Consider the following 21,761-nt stretch of genomic DNA (forward strand, 5'->3'; position numbering starts at 1 on the left):
GAACCTTATTTTTTTCCAAGCAAGATTGCTAGTCTATTGAAAAGTCTATCTTAAGCCAAGTCTTTCATTATTAACTTAAATTTTAAAATGAAAAGGAATATAACATGACCAGTTCACTTGCTCGAGATCCAGATAATCTGGTTCAGTTTCAACCCAAAGAGAATATAAAACAACAACGACTTCATCAGGTTAATGACGAGCTTGAGAGCCAGTCACATGTGTTTGTGGTCATCTTGGGAACTGTGATTGGCGCGATTTTAGCGCTGTTTATTGGTTATCATCTTAATACCAGTGTCATTCATTTTATGCTGCTGAGTGTTTTACCTGTCTGTTTGGCCTATGGCTTACGCAAAGTCTATATTTATACGCTGACACATAGCTGATTCTGCCTGCTCATTTATATTCCAAGACTTTACCGCATAAAAAATACTGCTTAGGATACAGGCAGTATTTTTTATTTTGACCATCTTATGAATTTAACTGAATGGATTATTTCCGTCATGGAACAACTGGGCTACTGGGGTATTGCCCTGCTCATGTTTCTGGATAATGTCTTCCCACCCATCCCTTCCGAAATCATTATGCCTTCTGCGGGCTATTCGGCCTCTCAGGGTGAGTTAATACTGGTCGGGGTGATCATGGCCGGTTGCATTGGCTCATTACTAGCAGCAGCCTTGCTGTACTGGGTGGGTTATAAATTCAATCACGATTCCATTTTCAAGTTTGTCGACCGTTATGGCAAATATCTGTTTATCAAATCCAATGATGTGAAAAAATCACTGAGCTGGTTTGAACATTATGGACATCGGATTGTGTTTTTTGGCCGTATGGTTCCTGCCGTCCGCTCACTGATCAGCATTCCTGCCGGCATGAGCCGTATGCCCTTCTGGAAATTCATGTTCTATAGCACACTCGGAACCATCATCTGGACCACGTTTTTGGCCTGTGTCGGATTTTACTTTGGTGAAAACCAAGAGTTGATGCAGCAAATTTTCAGTAAAGTCAGTTATGTGATTATTGCGATTGTTATAGTCATTATTGCCTGGGTTATCTACCGTAGACAGCAGCGTAAAAATCGTCCATCCTGAATAGACCTCAGCATGAAGGAGGCTAAAACGATGTCGCACTATCTTAAATATTTTGCTACCGTTTATCTTAGCTTGGTTCTATTCGTGGGCGTACTCATTTATGTATTCAATCTGGGCGCGATTCTCCTGATCCCGGCCCTGATCGCGTCAGCCTTTCTCAGTGCCCGATACTTTGTGAAGAGAGAACAACATTTACCCAGTAAGGAAGAGAAAAGCAAACTGGTATGGGGTTCTACCATCATTGCGATTACATTTGGGTTTATTTTTATATTTGTTGTGATCTGGATGCATCCACAGACTGAAGCCATCTTCAACAACATGGCTTATACCGGAAGGGGCCCGAATTCATTTCTGATGGCCGCTGTGATTGCGGTGCATGGTTTGATCTTTCATATTGCCTATAATAGCTATGCCCGCTACAGTCTGAGCAAACGGGTCGGTATTGAAAGAAAGTAAAATCCCTTCGATGCTTTGATAAAAGTCCAAAGCTAAAAAAAGCACCGTGCGGTGCTTTTTTTATGAATTATTCTGGAGTGTGATACATCAGATACAATTCATTTAAGTTGTCTGGAATTTCTTCTGCAAGTTCGTCCATTAACTGGCCATTGCGACGGAAAGTTTCCATTTGCGGATCTTCATCATCAATGCCGCTGAAGACCATGATTGGCAGAGTTAAATCTACCAGTTGCTCTTCAAATTCTTCAGTAAACCAAGCTTCTTCGTTCAGGAACATGGCATCGACAAAGCCCACACTCCAGTCACCCAAGCTTGATTCGGTGTCTGCTTCTTCAATTTCAAATGGGAATGTAATCCCTTCTTCATTGGCTAAGCTTTGACGGATAGACTCTAACCATGCTTGTACCTGAGTGATGATTTCTGCAGGCACTTTCTTTTGATTGCTATCAAAAAGCTCGTCTAACCATTTGTCGAATTTTGGGCCTACTGCAATAGCACATAAGAAACCATGGGTTGCTGCGAAATCTAGACCATGTTCATTTTGGTCACCATCTAGATATTCACTCAACAGGTCTAAATCTAAAGCACTCATCTAACATCCAAACTTAGAAAACCGAAAGGTTTAGCATAGCATTTATTCAGGCCATGCTAAATCCGAATTCGTTAATCTTCGTCATCAAAATCGTCATCATCGTCGAAGTCATAGTCAAAATCTTTGAGTTCGCGTTCCAAGCGACGTTGTGAAAGTAAATCATCAATCAGACGACGTTTTTCCAACGACTCTTTAGCGCTCAGCTTGCTGGAAGCTTCATCGAAATTAACATCATCCTCACCGAAGCTATCATCTAGTTCAAAATCTGTAGAAGACACTAAAACTTCCTCATAGTGAAAAATGTAAATGGTTTTAGCGCTATTTATCTTGCCTAAAACCACAAGTCAAGTTTTATTTAAATTTTCGTATTTTAAAGTTGTAAATAGGGCTTTTTTTTAAGGACATTGTGTGACATGATATAATCCACCCTGCGTCCTTATGTTTTTTGACTACACATTTTTTGGTCAAATACACAGATGCCGGGGTTGGACTTGAAAATAACAAATTCATCCCCATCTTAAATTACTGAATTTCATTTTAAATATTTTATCAGACAGCTTGAATGCTGAATACTCTGATGAAATACGTAGGCTATTCACTAAATTTAATGAGCTTAAATCGTGCATAAGTTGTACGGTTTTTCCTGTCACAGATTCAACGAAGAGTAAGCAAAAGATGAGCGATATGACTTCCCCTACTTCACAAGTAGCGGCTCTGATTAGCCGAGGCAAAGAACAAGGTTACTTAACCTTCGCTGAGGTTAACGATCATCTGCCGGACTCCATCACAGAAAGCGAGCAGATTGAAGATATCATTCAGATGCTGAATGACGTGGGTATTCCTGTACATGATCGCGCGCCTGAATCTGATGATACGATGTTCGAAGATACTACAGAAGCTGCCGATGAAGTTGCAGAAGAAGAAGCTGCAGCCGTACTGGCCTCTGTAGAAAATGAGCCAGGTCGTACAACTGACCCTGTGCGTATGTATATGCGTGAAATGGGTACCGTTGAGCTTTTAACCCGTGAAGGCGAAATTAGCATTGCAAAGCGCATCGAAGAAGGTATTCGTGATGTTTTGCACTCGATTGCTTACTGGCCCAATGCGGTAGAAGTTGTACTCCAAGAATATAAAGATTATGAAGCGGGCGAACGCCGTCTTGCTGACCTGTTATCGGGTTATTTAGATCCTGAATCAGACGAAGAAATTCCTGAAGTACTCGAAGAAGAAGTCGAGATCGCTGAAGACAAGACTGACTCGAAAAAATCGACCAAAGATGTAAAACTGGACGATGATGAAGAGGAAGAAGCTGAAACTGAAGATGATTCAGAAGCTGATTCTGGTCCAGATCCTGAAATTGCCAAAGCGCGCTTCACTGAACTTGAAAATGCATGGTTGAATACCAAAATAGCCATCGAAAAACATGGTCGTGACAGCGAAGAATCTGAAGCTGCGCTGGAAGCACTGGCGACCGTATTCATGATGTTCAAATTCACGCCGCGTCTATTCGATATCATTTCAGAAATGATTCGTGGTACGCATGACCAGATCCGTGGTGCAGAACGTGAAGTGATGCGTTATGCCGTGCGCCGTGGTCGTATGGATCGTACCCAGTTCCGTACTTCTTTCCCGGGACAGGAATCGAATCCAGCCTGGTTAGATGAACAGATCGCGAAAACACCTGCAGACCAGAAAGCCTATCTGGAAAAAGTACGTCCAGATGTATTGGCCTTCCAGCAAAAGATTGCCGATATTGAAAAAGAATTAGGTCTTGATGTTAAAGGCATTAAAGACATTGCCAAACGCATGGCCGTTGGTGAAGCTAAGGCACGTCGCGCCAAGAAAGAAATGGTCGAAGCCAACTTGCGTCTGGTGATTTCAATTGCGAAAAAATACACTAACCGCGGCTTGCAGTTCCTGGATCTGATTCAGGAAGGTAACATTGGCTTGATGAAAGCGGTGGACAAGTTTGAATATCGTCGTGGTTATAAATTCTCGACTTATGCAACCTGGTGGATTCGTCAGGCGATCACCCGTTCAATCGCCGATCAGGCACGTACCATTCGTATTCCGGTACACATGATTGAAACGATCAACAAGATCAACCGTGTATCTCGTCAGCTTCTACAGGAAATGGGGCGTGAACCGACGCCTGAAGAACTGGGCGAACGTCTGGAAATGGACGAAGTTAAAGTACGTAAAGTACTGAAAATCGCCAAAGAACCGATTTCGATGGAAACACCGATCGGTGATGATGAAGATTCGCATCTGGGTGATTTCATTGAAGACAGCAACATCACGTCACCAATTGATGCTGCAACGTCTGAAGGCCTGAAAGAAGCAACACGTGAAGTTCTGGAAAACCTGACTGAACGTGAAGCCAAAGTCCTGAAAATGCGTTTTGGTATCGACATGCCGACCGACCATACTTTGGAAGAAGTGGGCAAACAGTTTGACGTAACACGTGAACGTATTCGTCAGATTGAAGCCAAAGCACTGCGTAAACTTCGCCATCCATCGCGTTCAGAACACTTACGTTCATTCCTTGAGAATGATTAAGATTTGATACTTGATGTGGAGACTTGAAATTTGATCATCAGTCTCCATTTAAGTAGCCAAGACAGACCCAAACGCCTGCATGATTGCAGGCGTTTAAAATTAGGGGGACTACCATGTTAGACCGTACACCATCTCGTGAACTTCAAGAACATCTTTGGGTTTTCCCTATGGATTATCCGATTAAACTGATTGGCCTTGCGGGCGATGAATTGCGTCACGCTGTCATCGACATTTTTCTAAAACATTTTCCAGATTTTGAAGGTGATAGCGTAAGTATTACACCATCACGTACTGGCAAATATCACTCCATTACCGCACAACTGCGCTTTCTGGAGCTGGAACAGGTGCATGCAGTGTATGCAGATTTGGCCGCCTGCCCGCTGATTAAAACTGCATTGTAATCGAAAATACAAAAGACACGCTTCCGGGCGTGTTTTTTTATGCCTGTACAATGACTGAGCTAGCGCTTAAATATTGCAGATCTCGCCCCTATTTCATGCCGAAGCCATTATAATTATGATCAGTTTTTATAATTACTAAGGACACTCCCTGTGACTGATGTGCTGCAAAAGCCCGAGCTGATCATTCGTCAATATCACGACCTCACACCTTATGAAGATCGTTTTCTGGAAATGAAAACATTTACGGAAACCCGTGATGAACATAGCCCGGATCAATTGTGGATTTTGCAACATCAGGATGTACTGACTCAAGGTCAGGCAGGGAAACCGGAACATATTTTAATACCAAGCAACATTCCGGTGATTCAGACCGATCGTGGCGGTCAGGTGACCTGGCATGGTCCCGGTCAATTGGTGGCTTACTTTATGTTTGACCTGAATCGTCTGGGCTGGAATGTGCGCACCTTGGTGTCTTATGCTGAAAACCTGATGATTGACTTGCTGAAAAAATATGGCATTGATGCCTATGCCAAACCGGATGCACCAGGGGTTTATGTTGCTGAGCGCAAAATCGGTTCACTCGGTTTTAAAATTCGCAAAGGTCGTAGCTATCATGGTCTGTCCTTAAATCTGGATTGTGACTTGAGCGGATTTAATACCATTAACCCTTGTGGCTATGCAGGACTGGAAATGGTACGCATGAGTGACCTGCTCGAACACCCACCCCAATTCAGCCAGTTGTGCACTGAAATTATTGAAACTTTGCGTCACAGCGGGTACTTTAAGCAAGTAACTGTCGAGCAAAGATAAAGCCTTTGCATTTCAGCCCCAAATAAATTAGAGTATTTACTCTAAACTAATAATATTGAGATAGGGATCATCACGTGATTGCGACTAAATCCGTAAAACCCGCTTTGCAGCTTGCCTATGTCAAACTCATGATGGATGTGATTGGCCGAGGTCTGGTCATGGCAAGTCAGGTGGATGAAGAAATCAAACAGGAAGTTGCCCAATTTCCAGTCCATTTCACTCTTTCCATGAAAGTCTTTCCGCATGGCCCAGCCTTTGTGGCGCGGGTCACTGAGGACAAGCAATTGGAACTGGTGAAAAATCTGGAAAAAGCACCTGATCTGACTATTACCTTTAAACATCTGCACCATGCTTTTTTAGTTTTTTCCTTTCAGGAAAGCACCTCTCAAGCCTTTGCCAATGACCGCATGATTGCCGATGGCGATATTTCCAATGCCATTCGTCTGGTGCGTTGTCTAAATAAAATGGAAGCACTGATTTTGCCTAAACTGGTGGCGCAACTGGCTGTCAAAGAATATCCAAGCAATCTCAGCCTCAAAGAAAAACTAAGCGAAGCGAGCAGTATTTATCTAAAAATCGCTCAATCTTATTTAAAACGGAGTGTATAACATGGCTAAACCTTATTATGAATTTTTCTGTCCGGTTAAAGTCATTGCCGGACATGCCGCGTTAGAACATATTCCGTTTGAACTTGCGACTTTAGGTGCAAAACGTCCACTCATCATTACCGACAAAGGTGTACGCGCCAATAATCTTCTGGCACCGATTGAAGCTGCATTTGAAATGGCGGATGCTGCAATTGTAGCCATTTTTGATGATGTACCACCCGATTCTAGCTTGGGTACAGTACGTAGTGCGGCGAAACTGTATCGTGAAAATCACTGTGACGCGATCATTGCTGTAGGCGGTGGTTCAGTCATTGATACGTCCAAGGCCACCAATATTCTGGTGTCTGAAGGGGGTGATGACTTGCTTAAATATTCTGGTGCCCACAACCTGCCTAAGCCACTGAAACCATTTTTTGTGATTCCAACAACTTCAGGGACAGGTTCAGAAGTCACCATGGTGGCTGTCGTCTCAGATACCGAGAAGAACGTTAAAATGCCTTTCGCATCGTATTATCTGATGCCGCATGCTGCGATTTTAGATCCGCGCATGACCCAGACTCTGCCGCCGCATTTAACCGCCATGACCGCAATGGATGCACTGACCCATGCGGTCGAAGCTTATACCTGTATGGCAGCCAATCCAATCTCGGATGCTTATGCCACCGCAGCAGTCAAGAAGATCAGTAGCCATCTATTCAATGTGCTGGATAATCCCAATGATGCGCAAGGCCGTCTGGAACTGGCTCAAGCATCGACCATGGCCGGTATTGCATTTTCTAACTCGATGGTCGGGATTGTACATTCACTCGGTCATTCACTCGGTGCAGTGGTGCACTTGCCGCATGGTTTATGTATGAACCTGTTCCTGCCGTATGTGCTGGAATACAACAAAGAGGTCAATGGTGACAAGATTGCTGATCTGTTGCTACCTTTGGCAGGTGCCGATATTTATGCGCAAACACCTGCACATTTACGCGCAGACAAAACCATTGCCACTATTCTGACCATGCGAGATCGGATTTATAGTCTAACCAAACTGCCACGTACATTACGTGAAACCGGCAAGATTTCTGAAGCGCAGCTGGATGACGTGGCAGAGAAAGCCCTGAACGATGGTTCCATCATTTATAACCCGAAAGAAGCCACCCTGGAAGATTTAAAATCTATCTTAAAAAAGGCTTGGTAATTACTGAAAAATAAGCCAATATAGCGAAAATTAAAGCCTGATGTTTTTTTAGACATCAGGCTTTTATCTTGCATAAAGAAATCATTGCGTTAATTTGAATAGCATACTTTATGCACCTCAAAAGTCAAAAAAATAGCTAGCAAAAGCCCTTCTTTTCAAGTAGATTGGCGGGCTTTTATAGAAAACTGTAGGGGGGATCGTTCGTCTCAAACGATCCTTATAAATATGACTGATCCTTGATCAACGATTAAGAGGATAACGCCGTTGACTAATATCTCTGGGACTCAATCGGCAGCTAAACTGCAAAAAACGCTGGGACTCTGGCACATCATTATTATTGGTTTAGCTTATATTCAACCCATGACCTTGTTTGATACATTCGGTCTGGTATCTGAAGAAAGTAACTTCCACGTTCCAACCTCTTACATTTTTGCGCTGATTGCAATTTTGTTAACCTCTTTGAGCTATGGTCATATGATTCGTCGCTACCCTTCTTCGGGTTCGGCCTATACCTATGCGCAAAAATCCATTCACCCAAATGTGGGTTTCATGGTGGGATGGTCATCTTGGCTCGATTATTTATTGTCGCCAATGGTCAACATCATTCTTGCCGTCATTTACCTAGAAGCCCTGTTCCCTGATATCAATCATTGGGTTTGGGTCGTGGTATTGACTGCATTCATGACTGGCATCAATTTACGTGGTGCGCGCTTTGTAGCGAACTTCAACAGTATGATCGTGTTCGTGCAGTTGATTGTCATTGCCGTATTTACTTGGATGGTCTACAGCAAGTTACAGGCTGGCTTTAATGCGGATGGTCCAATCACAGCTGAGCAACGCTATCAGCTCTGGAGTCTGGAACCGTTCTGGAATGAGTTAACCTCAGTAGGCGCCCTGATTACTGGTGCGACTTTACTGTGCTTCTCTTTCACCGGTTTTGACTCTTTAAGCTCGCTGGCTGAAGAAACCAAAGATACTGAAAAAACTTTGCCTAAAGCGATTTTCTTGACCGCTTTAATTGCCGGTATTATTTTCATTATCAGCACTTACTTCATGCAGATTTACTTCCCGAACAATCCAGGTTCATATTTCCAGAATATTGCTGAAACTCAGCCGGAAATTTTGATGCTGGTGGGTGGGTCCTTGTTCCAGGCTTATGTACTTGGTTTTGCAATCATTACCGTCATGGCATCAGGGATTTCTGCACACGCAGGTGTATCTCGCTTAATGTATGTCATGGGCCGTGATGGCGTGATCAACAAGAAAATCTTTGGTCATATCAGTCCGAAAAACTACACACCGTCATACAACATTATGATTGTCGGTGCTGTAGCCTTAACAGCTGGCTTCATGGATCTTGATTTTGTGATTTCACTGATCAGTTTCGGTGCATTGACGGCGTTCAGTTTCGTAAACTTGTCTGTCATTTCACGCTATGCTTTACGTGATGGTCGTACCAAAACTGCGAAAGAAATTCTGAACTTTGTGGTGGTACCACTTGCAGGTTTCATTGCAGTGTTTGCCTTATGGCTCGAAGTTGATCAAACCTCATTGAAATATGGTCTGATCTGGGCATTTGGCGGTATCTTGTACCTGGGTTATAAAACCAAAGGTTTCAAGCATCCTGCACCTCAGCACAACGAATTTGACGATAAATAATATTGTTCCGGTTCAAATAAAAAAGGCGCTTAAAGCGCCTTTTTTATGGTTTTGATTTTATTTAAAATAAACGACAATCAAAACCCATCTGGGTATTGACCCGATTATTTTCATAGCCCAGTTTTTCAATGAACAGACTTCTATTCAACAATAATTTTTGCTCTTCCGGATTTAGTCTGGCTTTATTCTTGAGCGCCAGCTGATACATCTCATTTACAACGCCCTGAAAAATATCACAAATTTCCTGACGTTTGGCCTGCTTCAATTTACGTCCACGCCAGGTCCATTCAAAATCGTCTGGAGTCAGAGTCTGTCCCCAGTTGTCGATCCGCGCATCTAAGAGTTGCTGCATGTCAGTCAAGCCCTGCCGTATTTCAGCTTGCGTAATCGGCTGAACTTGTTGCGTTTCCGTCATTACATCACTTGCTTCTTGCGCACCGAGATGTAAAGCAGTCATTCCAATACAACAGGCCAAGGCAAATTTTAATATCGGCTTCACGCGTATATCCTTCTTATTCCAATCAATTTTCTCTCTCTATCCTAGCAAATAAAAAAAGCCACCCAAAGGCAGCTTTTCAAATTATTGTAAATTTAAGCTTAGAGTGCTTTAAAACCCTGCTGACGCCAGGCTTCATACACAATCACTGCCGTGGCATTGGACAGGTTGAGACTGCGGGAGTTCTCTGCCATCGGCAAACGAATCCAGTGCTGTTGCGGAAACATCATCCGAACATGTTCAGGCAGACCACGCGTTTCCGGCCCCATCAACAATACCACAGGACGGTTCAAGTCCGAGGTATGTGGCGTTTCAGTCCCTTTGGTGGTCAGTGGATAGACCGCATCCAGAGCAATGCCTTTGCTTGCAAGATCGGCCAGACAATCTTCGATCGTGTCCCAAATCTGCATACGTGCATATTCGTGATAATCCAGACCGGCACGTCTCAGTTTTTTATCATCCAGTTCAAAACCTAGCGGCTTGACCAGATGCAACTGTGCTCCCGTATTGGCACACAGACGAATAATATTGCCTGTATTTGCAGGAATTTCGGGCTCATATAAAACAACGTGGATCACTTATTTCTCACTTTATACATTTCATTTAGATACAGCCTGCGACTTTTAGATCAAATAGCCAATCAGCACGATCTTTTTCAACTACAACTTGTGCTTATCTTACTCAGGCACAGCCTTTGTCTTGCAGTCAAACAAAGCAAACTTGTGCTGATCCTCTTACTCAGGCACAGCCTTCGTCTTGCAGTCAAACAAAGTGAACTTGTGCTTATCCTCTTACTCAGGCACAGCCTTCGTCTTGCGCTCGGGCAAAGCAAACTTTTGCTTATCCTCTTACTCAGGCGCAGCCTTTGTCTTGCAGTCAAACAAAGCGAACTTGTGCTTATCCCCTTACTCAAGCACAGCCTTCGTCTTGCAGTCAAACAAAGGAACTTGTGTGATCCTCTTACTCAGGCGCAGCCTTCGTCTTGCAGTCAAACAAAGGAACTTGTGCTGATCCTCTTACTCAGGCGCAGCCTTCGTCTTGCGCTCGGGCAAAGCAGTGCTTTGCTTATCCTCGCTCATGCCATTGCAGTTGTTCACGCAAACGAACCACCTCACCAATAATGGTGAGGGTCGGTGCTTGAATCTGATGTTCAGATACCTTGGAGGCGATGTCTGCAAGGGTTCCCACCACAACTTTCTGCTCAGGCGTGGTGCCTTTAGAAATCAGCGCCACCGGCATATCGGGGCGTTGTCCATGCGCAATTAACTGCGCACAGATTTTTTCCAGTCCCACCAGTCCCATATACAGTACCAGCGTCTGGTTTTCATAAACTAGCTCAGGCCACGGCAGTTCTGGCGAACCTTCTTTTAAATGTCCGGTCAGAAAACGTACACTCTGTGCATAATCACGATGGGTTAATGGAATACCGGCATAGGCAGAACAACCTGAGGCTGCGGTAATTCCAGGCACCACCTGGAAAGTGATGCCTGCCGCAAACAGTTCCTCAATTTCTTCGCCACCACGCCCGAAGATGAATGGATCACCGCCTTTCAGGCGACAAACCCGCTTGCCTTCGCTGGCATATTTGACCAATAAGGCATTGATACCTTCTTGCGGAACTGCATGATTGGAGCGCGCCTTACCCACATAGATCTTTTCCGCATCACGGCGACACAAATCCATAATCGGCTCAGACACCAGGCGATCATAAATCACCACATCGGCCTGCTGCATGAGACGTAAAGCTTTCAGCGTTAACAGCTCCGGATCACCAGGGCCAGCACCCACCAAATAGACTTCACCCTTCGGCTGTTGCCATTCTTGTAGAGCTTGCTCAATCAGACGCTCTGCTTCAGCGATATTATCGTTAAATACCTGCTCTTTCAGCGGACCGGCGTACAGATCTTCCCAGAAAATACGGCGCTGATCCGGATTGACAATTTTGGCTTTGACGCGACTTCGCCAATTCCCTGAAAACTTGGCCAGTTTCCCCATACCATGTGGAATCGTCGTTTCAAGCTGAGTACGGATCTGACGTGACAACACTGGCGAGGTGCCATTGGATGCCACCGAAATGACCAATGGTGAACGGTCAATAATCGCGGGCACCATAAAACGGCAATGCGGAATGTCATCGACACTATTGACCAGTACATTCTCTGCTTCGCACAGCTCAAAAACCTGCCGATTGGTATCTGCATCATCCGTCGCGGCAATTACCAGACGATATGGACGGAGTGCAATCTCGGGACTGAACGCTGCCTGAACATATTGTCCCTGGCTGCCTTTCACAATATGCAGTAGACCTTCTTCAATTTCAGGTGCGATCACATCAATGACCGCGCCTGCTTTTTGTAGAAGAACCGCCTTGCGGTAAGCAATATGTCCACCACCGACAATCAGACAAGGTTGCTGTTGCAACTTTAACGAGATTGGAAAAATATCCACGAACTACCTCAAAATTTTGAATCTGACTGTCTATGCAATTTTCATGCACATTTAGCGATGCCAATATCAACGATTAGTCGATAGAGGTCGCACCACCCATATATGGACGTAATACTTCAGGAATCTCAATCGAACCGTCTGCGCGCTGATAGTTTTCCATCACTGCAAGCAAGGTACGGCCCACTGCCAGACCTGAACCATTTAAGGTATGGACAAATTCAGTTTTTTTCTGGTCAGCACGATAACGCGCTTTCATACGACGCGCCTGGAAATCACCCATGTTTGAACATGACGAAATTTCACGATAAGTATTCTGGCTTGGCACCCAAACTTCCAGGTCATAGGTTTTGACTGCACCAAAGCCCATATCGCCACCACAAAGAATGATTTTACGGTATGGCAGACCCAGTGCCTGCAAGATCCCTTCTGCATGACCAGTTAATTCTTCCAGTGCCTGCATAGACGTTTCAGGTCTAACAATCTGAACCATTTCTACTTTGTCGAACTGATGCTGACGGATCAAACCACGGGTATCACGGCCATAAGAACCCGCTTCACTACGGAAACATGGGGTATGTGCTGCATATTTCAGTGGCAGACGATCAGCATCAATGATTTCATCACGCACGAAGTTCGTCACTGGCACTTCAGCAGTCGGAATTAAATAGAATTCTTTTTCGCCCTGAAGTTTAAACAGATCTTCTTCAAATTTTGGTAATTGGCCTGTACCACGTAGCGAATCGGCATTCACTAAATACGGTACATAGGCTTCGGTATAACCATTTTGGTCAGTATGAGTGTTCAGCATGAATTGGGTGAGTGCACGTTGTAAACGTGCCAATGGGCCCTTTAATACGCTGAAACGTGAACCGGTCAATTTGGTCGCAGTTTCAAACTCCAGCCCACCCATCATTTCACCAAGATCGGTATGGTCTTTGATCTCAAAATCAAATTGACGTGGTGTACCCCATTTCAGGATTTCCACGTTATCGCTTTCATCTTTGCCTTCAGGTACAGATTCGTCTGGCAAGTTTGGAATAGATAACGACTTTTCTTCAAGCTCCGCTTGCAGCTCAGCCAGTGCTGCTTCAGCGGCTTTGATTTCATCACCAATCGCAGACATGCGTGTCATAATTTCAGAAGCATCGCCGCCCGCTTTCTTGATTTGACCAACTTGTTTTGCACCCGCATTACGTTCAGCTTGTAATGTTTCTGTCTTGGACTGAATTTCTTTACGGCGCGCTTCCAGGGATGCCCATTCTTCAACATTGAGTTGAACACCACGTTTTGCCAAGGCTAAGTTTACAGCTTCAATATTGTTTCTGAGTAATTTCGGGTCGATCATAATCAATCTTTGGAGAAGAAAAAAACTGGCTATAGTGTAAGCTCTTAACGCCAAAAAATACAGTGACTACCACCACAGCTGTGCCTTATTAGCACAATATTTAAGACGTTCTGGACTGTAAAATGGCTAAATATTCAGGCCGGATCACTTCACTTAAATCGGCATAGGACAGATTTAATTCAGACATCGCGGTTGTTGCCGAACTCAATTCACCTGGCGGATAAACCATCACCAGACCCTGCTGATCAAAATAATAATTATCACTCAGCTTAAACTGCTGCAGATTAATTCCCTGCTGATCCAGCCAGCGCGCATTGGCCCGATACAAGGCCTTAAGCAGCTTCTGCTCGCCGCCACCTGACATTAATTGATGCAAGGCCAGACGCTTTTTCTGTTTCAGATCAAAATTGATATATTCCACATGTTGCCATGACGCCGCCTTGTTACGCGCCAGATTGGAACTCTTCAAAGCAAAAGTCGCCAGATGACCATGCTGAGCAATAAACTCGACCTTGATCAAACGCTGATCCAGATAATGGGGCTCATCGGCTTTTTTAGGATTTTTCTGCGTGACTCTGGTGAATGCAACCGGCTCGGTATCCCGAATACGCGCTATAAAATAGTCATCAATCCAGTCAAGATTGGTGTCCAGGGTATGCAAGTCAAAGCGGACACAACCTTCTTTTTCACACACCACCTGGGCTGCCCCTTTGACCGGCACAGTCTTGGCTTCAATCGTCATCATCTGGTCTGTTTGCGCGAGCGTTGCAACTGAATTGGCTGGTGGCTGACAGCCGAGCACAGCCAGACTCATGAATAAGACAGGACAGATCTTTAAAAAAGCAAACCGCTTCACCTTCATTCTGAGCTCCTAAAATTTTGCAATTTCACTGACTCGCGTATATTTATACTAATACTCTCCACTGCCCAGAAGTAGCTGAAACTTGTAGTCTGTCCCTACTCTGCCTGATCATCGGCAATAAAAAAAGCAACCTGAATCGGCTGCTTTTTTGTTTTACTTGCTACGTCTCATTATTGATCAATAATGTCCGTACCTTTTGGCGGAGTAAAGTTAAAGGTAGAAGCTGGAATACTGCTATTCACTTTTACATTACTGAATTTGATCTGGGTGGTTTGTCCCAAGGAATCCTGCAGGATCATCAAGCTAGGTGCCTTGTTTGCACCGAAACTGATGGTCAGGCTCTCAAAGATGCCATCGGTATTTTTAGGATACAGCGTGTAATAGGTTTTTCCCTTATTCGGCTGGGTCACCCGGTAAGACTGCATAATCTGGCTGGTATTTCCTGACAGAAGCAAAGCCGGCGTATTGGCAACTTGCTCATCCAGGTTCTGACGAACTGCTTGCTGCAAATCCGGATCATAAATCCATACTGTTGTACCAGTCGTGGTAATGGTTTGCTTCGATGGTGCAGTGGTTTCCCAATAGAATTTACCCGGACGCTCAACCTTCATCACCCCTTTAAAGGTCTGATTCATATGTTGTGCGCTCAAGCCTTTTTTCTGGGTCGCTCTCGGATTGGTTATCTTGGTGCTTTGTTCAAAATTTGCCGTCATGCTACGTACATAATTCAGCTGTTTCACCAGACTGGCAGTGGCCTGTTGCTCCGACGCTGCCACAGGTGCAGCAAACACGGTTGTACTCATCACCGGTGCTAAAGTCACTGCACCCAGAGCCATAGCACAGACGGTTTTACGAAGCATATTCATAATTTCACCTTTATATTTTTGCGTGATCGCAATTTATTTGATGTCTCATCTTAAACCAAAATTAAAAGCTAAAATGATAGAAAATAAGAACTTTTGTATTGTTATTAATTCGAAATCCATTTTTTTGTTCATCATGATGAAGATTCGGACGCAATTTTTACATGATTGAATATCGCTTAATCTGCAGGTCAATTTTCAGACATAAAAAAAGCCCACAGCAACTGTGGGCTTTTATTTCTATTTTAGCGAATTACGCTTCAACAGATACGTAGCGACGACCGAACTGGCCTTTCACTTCGAATTTGATTACGCCGTCAGCAGTCGCAAACAAAGTATGGTCACGGCCCATACCTACGTTTTGACCAGCGTGGAATTCAGTACCACGTTGACGAACGATAATGTTACCAGCAGTCACAGATTGACCACCGTACATTTTAACACCTAACATTTTAGGATTCGAATCACGACCGTTTTTAGTCGAACCACCGGCTTTTTTAGTTGCCATGTCTATTTACTCCTCGTAATTAGCCTGAAATAGCTGTAATTTTCAACTCAGTGAACCATTGACGGTGACCTTGTTGTTTACGGTAGTGTTTACGACGACGCATTTTGATGATGCGGATTTTGTCGTGACGACCATGGCTAACTACTTCAGCAGTTACAGTAGCGCCAGCAACAACTGGTGCACCGATTTGAATGCTTTCACCGTTTACAAGCATCAATACGTCATCAAACGTAATAGTTGAGCCAGTTTCAGCTTTCAATAATTCTACTTTAAGGGTTTCACCCTCGATTACACGGTGTTGTTTACCACCGCTTTGGATTACTGCGTACATAATGTACTCCAAACAAGCCCGTGTCGTCGTGCCGATAAAGGAAGATATCGATCTTAAGACGTACGCCACTGGGGGATATCTAAGGGCGAGGATTTTAAGGGATATTCAAAAAAACAACAAGCCATTTTACCGAAATAATAATGGCAGGTATGTGCTAATTGTTTAACACTTAAATAATTTCCATCAAATCAAACACTCAAGATATATTCAGCAACAAAATAATACAGCAGCAATTCGGCCAGTTTGATTAAGATACTCAGCCGGAGAAATACCGTCAATTTGCTGAGCATTCCTGATTTTTTAGGGCAGCCAATATAGTTCGAATCTGAATAAGATCTATAAAAAGCTGATTTTTAGTGGAGTTTATGCATTTCTTAGGTTTCACTCATGTTATAAATTGTTAAACTACGACCTGCGATTTACCAGACTAGAGGTTTTCTTTCACATGACCATCGACTTTAAGCAAGACATTCTCGCTCCTGTTGCTAACGACTTTGCTGCGATGGATACATTCATTAATGAAGGAATTACGTCAAAAGTCGCCCTGGTGATGGCCGTGAGCAAACATGTGGTAGAAGCCGGTGGCAAACGCATGCGTCCGATTATGTGCCTGTTGGCTGCCAAGGCCTGTGGTGCTGAAGATTTAGTAGCGCATCGCAAGCTGGCCGCAATTATTGAAATGCTGCATACAGCGACCCTGGTACATGATGACGTGGTGGATGAATCGGGGCTGCGTCGTGGCCGCCCGACTGCCAATGCAACATGGAACAACCAGACTGCTGTTCTGGTCGGTGATTTTCTGATTTCTCGTGCCTTTGACCTGTTGGTCGATCTGAACAATATGGTCTTGCTGAAAGATTTCTCGACCGGCACCTGCGAAATTGCTGAAGGTGAAGTGCTACAGTTGCAATCCCAGCACCAGCCAGGAACCAGCGAAGCAACCTATCTGAATATCATTCATGGCAAAACCTCGCGCCTGTTTGAACTGGCAACCGAAGGCGCTGCAATTCTGTCGGGTAAAGACGAATTCCGTGCACCTTTAAAAACCTTTGCCGGTCATTTCGGCAATGCTTTCCAGATTATTGATGACATTCTAGATTACACTTCCGATGCTGAAACCCTGGGCAAAAATATCGGCGATGACCTGATGGAAGGCAAACCGACCCTGCCATTGATTGCTGCACTCAAAAATACCTCTGGCGAGCAGCATGAAATCATCCGCCGCAGCATTGCCACTGGCGGGACTGAACATCTGGAACAAGTCATTCAAATTGTCCATCAATCTGGTGCACTGGATTATTGTCGTCAACGCGCAACTGAAGAAACTGAAACGGCAATTCATGCCCTGCAGGCATTACCTGACTCGGAATATCGTCAGGCTCTGATTAATCTGGCCAAACTGGCCCTTCACCGTATACAGTAAAGTTTAAGCCCGCCTATGCATATTAATTTTCTTGATCTTTTCCAAAACATGCAGCATCAGCTTGAACAACCTCAGGCGGTGCTGGATGAAAATCTTCTGATTGAACTGATAGAAAGAATCAGACCAGAAGACAGCAGAAATACCGAAGAAATCGAAGCAAAATTCAATGCATTTATCCAGGCTTTGTTACTGACGCCGAATGCAGTGTCAGCACTACAGACCTTTACCCTGCGAATCATTAACCGCTATAAGCAGACCAGCCTGTTTTCCGATACCGGCATTTTGTCTCTGGATGGTTTCTGGAATCAGCTTAATCAGCGTATTGGTGCGCATGTCCTGCCGATCATTCCAGACCATCAGCAATTACAGGAATTGTTTCGCAAGGTTTTTTATCAGCCTAACGATAAATACTGGCTCGACTATTTTGATGAAGATGACTGGCAACGGTTATTTTCGGTTTTGAATCAGGGACATTCCAATCAACCTGAAAAGACCCGGATTAAAGATCAGATCATCAAGGCCCTGACCATTTTGTCGTATCGGATCAGTGGTATTGGTCTGCATCCTGAATTTATTAATGCACAGCCGGAACTGATGGAATATGAATCTCCTTTTCTGGTGCAGAACCGTGAGATTAACGAATTTATTCAGGAATACAAAAAACGCTATAACACGGTCACGCTGGTCGATTCGATCACCCCGCCAGATGCTTCGCAAGCGCTGGTCATGCTGGAACAGTGCCATGATGTCGTGGCAAAAATTCGCCGCTCTACCAAACGGATTGGGGTCAGTGTGAGTCTGACCTATATGCTGGCACTGCTGGAGCAGTGTCTGGAGCGGGTTGAAATCCTGCTCAACATGGTCATGGACGAGGATGACCTACGCTACCAGTCCATCGGCCTGTTTATTGCAGATATCACTGAAGCGATTTATAGCGAACGCAGTGTACGTGCCCTGCTGGCGACCAACAGTGAACTCCTGGCCTTGCAGGTGACTGAGAATGCCAGTAAAACTGGCGAACACTATGTCAGTACTGACAAAAAAGGCTTTCTGGCCATGTACAAATCGGCCGCCGGTGCAGGTGCAATCATCGCGACGATGGCCACCCTGAAAATCCTGATGACACGCCTGAGCATGGCGCCTCTCATGCAGGCCTTTAGCTATAGCATGAATTATTCGCTGGGTTTTATGCTGATTCATGTGCTGCATTTTACCGTGGCGACCAAACAGCCAGCGATGACAGCCGCTGCACTGGCGGCCACAGTCCAGCAACGCAAAGGCTCAAAAATGGCGCAAATTGCCGAGCTGGCTGCGCTGATTGTGAATATTATCCGTACCCAGTTTGTGGCAATTCTGGGCAATATTTCGATTGCCATTCCGGTGGCGGCATTGATTACCTTAATGTGGGACGTTGCTCTGCATGAACCCTTAATGAATCATGCCAAGGCAACCAAAACCTTACATGACCTGAATCCCTTTACCTCTTTGGCGATTCCGCATGCTGCGATTGCCGGGGTATGTCTGTTCCTGTCCGGGTTATTGGCCGGTTATTTTGACAATATGGCCGTCTACCGCAAGGTAGGCCCCCGCCTGAAAGCCCATATACGTTTATCGCAATTGATGGGACAGGAACGGTTGTACCGGTTTGCAGATTATATTGAACGTAATCTGGGAGCGCTGGCAGGTAATTTCATGTTTGGCATCATGCTCGGCAGTATGGGCACCATTGGTTTTATTCTGGGGTTGCCGCTCGATATCCGGCATATTGCCTTTGCCTCGGCCAACTTTATTCAGGGCCTGATCAATATTAATGGCCCGGATATTGGCTTGATTGTGGTGTCTTTCCTCGGTGTGTTGTTGATTGGCCTGACCAACTTATTTGTCAGTTTCAGTTTGACCATTATTGTGGCCTTACGTGCACGACGGGTGCGTTTTGAACAGTGGAAACCGTTGGCAAAACTGGTCATGACTCACTTCCTGACCCGGCCAAGTGATTTCTTCTGGCCCCCCAAGCAAAGCATTGAAATTGACGAAAATCATACATCGACGAAATCTTAAAACTGCGACAATTACAGTATATTTAGCAACAAATTCCTTACTAAAAAAATGGAATTCGCATAAAATACGCACACTTGAAAAAAAGTGTACTGACAAGTACACTTCTACTCCAGACAATTAACCGATCTGCGAACGGTTAAAGGGACAAGGATTTTTGGCATGCATTACTTGTTACTTTTTGTCGGTATTTTATTTTTAATTTTCAGTGTGTTCATCCTGAATATCCCTGCTTTAAGCAAGCTTGATTTGCACGCAGTGGAAGGGATGAGTCTGTATCGCACCGAGTTTTGGAATCGAATTACTCTGTCCTTATCAGTGATAGGTGGCATGCCATTTGTATTATTTTTATCCACACTATGGTGTATTGCCTTGCTGTGGTATAAAAAGCATACAAGCGTAATTTTTATATGTATCGGAATTATCGGAGGAATACTCCTAGCTTGGCTGTTAAAGTTTGCAATTGCCCGACCCCGACCACCAGAGTCCTTGCATCTGGTTGAAAGTTTTGGAAGTTCCTTTCCAAGTGCGCATAGTCTGTATGCGGCATGTCTGGCTTGTCTGGCAATTTACATGTATCGGCAACATTCTCGCTTTACCATCATCATGATCGGTGCAGGCTTATGGATGCTGATGATGGGGATTTCAAGAGTTTATCTAGGCGTACATTTTCCTTCAGATGTCATATCCGGCTGGAGTATCAGTTTTATTTGGATTTCGTTGTGGTATATGGTCTGGATCAGATATTGCGCGGCGCACAAATAAGAAAATTTAGATAAAGATCTAATAGAGGTGAAACAATGATGTCTGCAAAGCTTTGGGCACCTGCCCTGACTGCTTGCGCATTAGCAACAAGTCTTGCACTTGTTGGTTGTAGCAAAGATCCAAAAGAGGGCCAGCAAGCTGGTGCTCAACAACAGATGCCACCGACTGAAGTCGGTGTTCTTGTTGCACAACCACAAAGTGTAGAGCAGTCTGTAGAGCTCTCGGGTCGTACAACAGCATTTGAAATTTCAGAAGTACGTCCGCAAGCCAGTGGTGTGGTGCTTAAACGCTTGTTCACTGAAGGCAGTTATGTGCGTGAAGGTCAGGCTCTGTACGAAATCGATTCAAGCACCAACCGTGCGACCGTGGATAATGCTCGTGCAGCAATTGCCCGTGCTGAAGCCAATCTGGGTGTATTACGTGTGAAGGAAGGCCGTTACCGCCAGCTGGTTGGAACCAATGCCATTTCTAAACAAGAATATGATGACATCGTGGCACAGGTCAAACTGGCTGAAGCCGATCTGAATGCCAACCGTGCCACCTTGCGTAATGCCGAAATTAACTTGGGCTATTCGACTGTACGTGCACCGATCTCGGGCCAGACCAACCGTTCCTCTGTGACTGCGGGTGCATTAGTGACGGCGAATCAACCAGAGCCATTGGTTACCATTCAGCGTTTAGATCCAATTTATGTGGATATCAACCAGTCGAGTGCCGAGCTTTTACGTTTACGTCAGCAGCTCAACAAAGGCGATTTGAATAGCTCAAACAACACTAAAGTGAAGTTAAAGCTTGAAGATGGCAGCATCTACCCGATTGAAGGCCGTCTTGCATTTTCGGATGCCAGCGTAAATCCGGAAACAGGTACGGTGACTTTACGTGCGGTATTCCCGAACAAAAACCATTTACTCCTGCCAGGTATGTTTGCGACTGCGCAAATCGTACAGGGTGAAGTGCCCAATGCCTTCCTGATCCCACAAGCGGCGTTGACCCGTACTCCAACAGGTCAGGCAATGGCGATGCTGGTCGGTGCTGATGGTAAAGTGGCACCACGTCCAGTCACGACCACCGGCTCTCAAGGCAACAACTGGATTGTGACTGAAGGTCTGAATCCAGGTGATAAAGTGATTGTGGACGGGATTGCAAAAGTGAAACCTGAACAGCAAGTTGTAGCTAAACCTTATCAACCTCAAGCTGCTGCGCCACAAGGTGCTGCACCGCAACAGCCTGCAGCAAGCGAGAAAAAGGCAGATGATGCAAAGAAAGAACAACCTGAACAAAAACCTGCTGCAAATGCATAAGGAGT

The 21,761-nt window shown here is 44.7% G+C and carries 23 protein-coding genes; 13 read left to right on the plus strand and 10 right to left on the minus strand.

Features of this window, described 5'->3' with window-relative positions; all coding sequences use genetic code 11:
- The first annotated feature begins 104 nt into the window (after positions 1-104).
- From KT990_RS05555 to KT990_RS05565, 3 genes are all read left to right on the plus strand, one after another.
- The gene (locus KT990_RS05555; protein ID WP_005097750.1) at positions 105-383 is read left to right on the plus strand and encodes a hypothetical protein; all 279 of its coding nucleotides are present in this window, start codon (positions 105-107) and stop codon (positions 381-383) included.
- Between the two features lie 87 nt (positions 384-470).
- Positions 471-1,088 (plus strand): DedA family protein, encoded by a 618-nt coding sequence (locus KT990_RS05560; protein WP_074383408.1) that lies wholly within the window; start codon positions 471-473, stop codon positions 1,086-1,088.
- A gap of 30 nt (positions 1,089-1,118) precedes the next feature.
- Positions 1,119-1,544, plus strand: coding sequence for an ABZJ_00895 family protein (locus tag KT990_RS05565; RefSeq protein WP_100329106.1), 426 nt, complete (start codon positions 1,119-1,121; stop codon positions 1,542-1,544).
- A 67-nt stretch (positions 1,545-1,611) separates the two neighbouring features.
- Here the strand turns inward: KT990_RS05565 and KT990_RS05570 are convergent, their stop codons facing one another.
- Entirely contained in the window at positions 1,612-2,136 is a 525-nt protein-coding gene (locus KT990_RS05570; RefSeq protein ID WP_005169813.1) for a YecA family protein, read from the minus strand.
- A gap of 71 nt (positions 2,137-2,207) precedes the next feature.
- Positions 2,208-2,414: a PA3496 family putative envelope integrity protein gene (locus KT990_RS05575; protein WP_005169810.1), complete on the minus strand. Its 207-nt coding sequence runs from the start codon at positions 2,412-2,414 to the stop codon at positions 2,208-2,210.
- A 346-nt stretch (positions 2,415-2,760) separates the two neighbouring features.
- On the opposite strand from KT990_RS05575, the gene rpoD reads away from it, so the two are divergent.
- The 6 genes from rpoD to KT990_RS05605 all read left to right on the plus strand — a co-directional run bounded on the left by rpoD (position 2,761) and on the right by KT990_RS05605 (position 9,359).
- Positions 2,761-4,695, plus strand: a complete 1,935-nt coding sequence (gene rpoD / locus KT990_RS05580) for an RNA polymerase sigma factor RpoD (RefSeq protein ID WP_228730826.1) — start codon at positions 2,761-2,763, stop codon at positions 4,693-4,695.
- Between the two features lie 113 nt (positions 4,696-4,808).
- On the plus strand, positions 4,809-5,096 hold the full coding sequence (locus KT990_RS05585) for a YbeD family protein (protein WP_004280625.1): 288 nt from the start codon (positions 4,809-4,811) through the stop codon (positions 5,094-5,096).
- Between the two features lie 150 nt (positions 5,097-5,246).
- Positions 5,247-5,906 carry a lipoyl(octanoyl) transferase LipB gene (lipB, locus tag KT990_RS05590; RefSeq protein ID WP_086044564.1) on the plus strand — a complete coding sequence of 220 codons (660 nt, stop codon included), beginning with the start codon at positions 5,247-5,249 and terminating at the stop codon, positions 5,904-5,906.
- A gap of 74 nt (positions 5,907-5,980) precedes the next feature.
- Complete coding sequence (locus KT990_RS05595) at positions 5,981-6,514, plus strand: hypothetical protein (protein ID WP_005097759.1); 534 nt, start codon at positions 5,981-5,983, stop codon at positions 6,512-6,514.
- 1 nt (position 6,515) lies between these two features.
- Positions 6,516-7,700: an iron-containing alcohol dehydrogenase gene (locus tag KT990_RS05600; RefSeq protein ID WP_218209279.1), complete on the plus strand. Its 1,185-nt coding sequence runs from the start codon at positions 6,516-6,518 to the stop codon at positions 7,698-7,700.
- 264 nt (positions 7,701-7,964) lie between these two features.
- Positions 7,965-9,359, plus strand: coding sequence for an APC family permease (locus tag KT990_RS05605; RefSeq protein WP_005097762.1), 1,395 nt, complete (start codon positions 7,965-7,967; stop codon positions 9,357-9,359).
- 61 nt (positions 9,360-9,420) lie between these two features.
- On the opposite strand, the gene KT990_RS05610 is transcribed toward KT990_RS05605, so the two are convergent.
- The 8 genes from KT990_RS05610 to rplU all read right to left on the minus strand — a co-directional run bounded on the left by KT990_RS05610 (position 9,421) and on the right by rplU (position 16,212).
- Positions 9,421-9,816, minus strand: a complete 396-nt coding sequence (locus tag KT990_RS05610; RefSeq protein WP_228730827.1) for a hypothetical protein — start codon at positions 9,814-9,816, stop codon at positions 9,421-9,423.
- A 140-nt stretch (positions 9,817-9,956) separates the two neighbouring features.
- Positions 9,957-10,433 carry a tRNA (cytidine(34)-2'-O)-methyltransferase gene (locus KT990_RS05615; protein WP_218209281.1) on the minus strand — a complete coding sequence of 159 codons (477 nt, stop codon included), beginning with the start codon at positions 10,431-10,433 and terminating at the stop codon, positions 9,957-9,959.
- Between the two features lie 487 nt (positions 10,434-10,920).
- Positions 10,921-12,303, minus strand: a complete 1,383-nt coding sequence (cysG, locus tag KT990_RS05620) for a siroheme synthase CysG (protein ID WP_218209282.1) — start codon at positions 12,301-12,303, stop codon at positions 10,921-10,923.
- Between the two features lie 73 nt (positions 12,304-12,376).
- Complete coding sequence (gene serS / locus KT990_RS05625) at positions 12,377-13,648, minus strand: serine--tRNA ligase (protein ID WP_218209283.1); 1,272 nt, start codon at positions 13,646-13,648, stop codon at positions 12,377-12,379.
- Between the two features lie 100 nt (positions 13,649-13,748).
- Positions 13,749-14,510, minus strand: a complete 762-nt coding sequence (locus tag KT990_RS05630) for a DUF3298 domain-containing protein (RefSeq protein WP_218209284.1) — start codon at positions 14,508-14,510, stop codon at positions 13,749-13,751.
- 170 nt (positions 14,511-14,680) lie between these two features.
- Positions 14,681-15,376, minus strand: coding sequence for an outer membrane lipoprotein chaperone LolA (gene lolA / locus KT990_RS05635; protein ID WP_218209285.1), 696 nt, complete (start codon positions 15,374-15,376; stop codon positions 14,681-14,683).
- Positions 15,377-15,626: 250 nt separating this feature from the next.
- Positions 15,627-15,881: a 50S ribosomal protein L27 gene (gene rpmA / locus KT990_RS05640; protein WP_005097774.1), complete on the minus strand. Its 255-nt coding sequence runs from the start codon at positions 15,879-15,881 to the stop codon at positions 15,627-15,629.
- Between the two features lie 19 nt (positions 15,882-15,900).
- On the minus strand, positions 15,901-16,212 hold the full coding sequence (rplU, locus tag KT990_RS05645; protein ID WP_005097776.1) for a 50S ribosomal protein L21: 312 nt from the start codon (positions 16,210-16,212) through the stop codon (positions 15,901-15,903).
- 445 nt (positions 16,213-16,657) lie between these two features.
- On the opposite strand from rplU, the gene sdsA reads away from it, so the two are divergent.
- The 4 genes from sdsA (at position 16,658) to KT990_RS05665 (ending at position 21,756) form a co-directional block, all read left to right on the plus strand.
- The gene (gene sdsA, locus KT990_RS05650; protein WP_218209286.1) at positions 16,658-17,635 is read left to right on the plus strand and encodes an All-trans-nonaprenyl-diphosphate synthase; all 978 of its coding nucleotides are present in this window, start codon (positions 16,658-16,660) and stop codon (positions 17,633-17,635) included.
- A gap of 15 nt (positions 17,636-17,650) precedes the next feature.
- Positions 17,651-19,693, plus strand: a complete 2,043-nt coding sequence (locus KT990_RS05655) for a site-specific recombinase (protein WP_218209287.1) — start codon at positions 17,651-17,653, stop codon at positions 19,691-19,693.
- A 159-nt stretch (positions 19,694-19,852) separates the two neighbouring features.
- The gene (locus tag KT990_RS05660; protein ID WP_180101361.1) at positions 19,853-20,455 is read left to right on the plus strand and encodes a phosphatase PAP2 family protein; all 603 of its coding nucleotides are present in this window, start codon (positions 19,853-19,855) and stop codon (positions 20,453-20,455) included.
- 35 nt (positions 20,456-20,490) lie between these two features.
- On the plus strand, positions 20,491-21,756 hold the full coding sequence (locus tag KT990_RS05665; RefSeq protein WP_034608437.1) for an efflux RND transporter periplasmic adaptor subunit: 1,266 nt from the start codon (positions 20,491-20,493) through the stop codon (positions 21,754-21,756).
- The last annotated feature ends 5 nt before the right edge of the window (positions 21,757-21,761 follow it).

This window comes from Acinetobacter sp. F9 (genome assembly GCF_019195275.1).
Lineage (GTDB): Bacteria > Pseudomonadota > Gammaproteobacteria > Pseudomonadales > Moraxellaceae > Acinetobacter > Acinetobacter pseudolwoffii.

Excerpts from the sequence above, each read along its gene's own strand:
- KT990_RS05555 (WP_005097750.1), top strand. The coding sequence starts at position 105 with ATGACCAGTTCACTTGCTCGAGATCCAGATAATCTGGTTCAGTTTCAA.
- KT990_RS05560 (WP_074383408.1), top strand. The coding sequence starts at position 471 with ATGAATTTAACTGAATGGATTATTTCCGTCATGGAACAACTGGGCTAC.
- KT990_RS05565 (WP_100329106.1), top strand. The coding sequence starts at position 1,119 with ATGTCGCACTATCTTAAATATTTTGCTACCGTTTATCTTAGCTTGGTT.
- KT990_RS05570 (WP_005169813.1), bottom strand. The coding sequence starts at position 2,136 with ATGAGTGCTTTAGATTTAGACCTGTTGAGTGAATATCTAGATGGTGAC.
- KT990_RS05585 (WP_004280625.1), top strand. The coding sequence starts at position 4,809 with ATGTTAGACCGTACACCATCTCGTGAACTTCAAGAACATCTTTGGGTT.
- KT990_RS05600 (WP_218209279.1), top strand. The coding sequence starts at position 6,516 with ATGGCTAAACCTTATTATGAATTTTTCTGTCCGGTTAAAGTCATTGCC.
- KT990_RS05610 (WP_228730827.1), bottom strand. The coding sequence starts at position 9,816 with ATGACTGCTTTACATCTCGGTGCGCAAGAAGCAAGTGATGTAATGACG.
- serS (WP_218209283.1), bottom strand. The coding sequence starts at position 13,648 with ATGATCGACCCGAAATTACTCAGAAACAATATTGAAGCTGTAAACTTA.
- KT990_RS05630 (WP_218209284.1), bottom strand. The coding sequence starts at position 14,510 with ATGAAGGTGAAGCGGTTTGCTTTTTTAAAGATCTGTCCTGTCTTATTC.
- lolA (WP_218209285.1), bottom strand. The coding sequence starts at position 15,376 with ATGAATATGCTTCGTAAAACCGTCTGTGCTATGGCTCTGGGTGCAGTG.
- rpmA (WP_005097774.1), bottom strand. The coding sequence starts at position 15,881 with ATGGCAACTAAAAAAGCCGGTGGTTCGACTAAAAACGGTCGTGATTCG.
- rplU (WP_005097776.1), bottom strand. The coding sequence starts at position 16,212 with ATGTACGCAGTAATCCAAAGCGGTGGTAAACAACACCGTGTAATCGAG.
- sdsA (WP_218209286.1), top strand. The coding sequence starts at position 16,658 with ATGACCATCGACTTTAAGCAAGACATTCTCGCTCCTGTTGCTAACGAC.
- KT990_RS05655 (WP_218209287.1), top strand. The coding sequence starts at position 17,651 with ATGCATATTAATTTTCTTGATCTTTTCCAAAACATGCAGCATCAGCTT.
- KT990_RS05660 (WP_180101361.1), top strand. The coding sequence starts at position 19,853 with ATGCATTACTTGTTACTTTTTGTCGGTATTTTATTTTTAATTTTCAGT.
- KT990_RS05665 (WP_034608437.1), top strand. The coding sequence starts at position 20,491 with ATGATGTCTGCAAAGCTTTGGGCACCTGCCCTGACTGCTTGCGCATTA.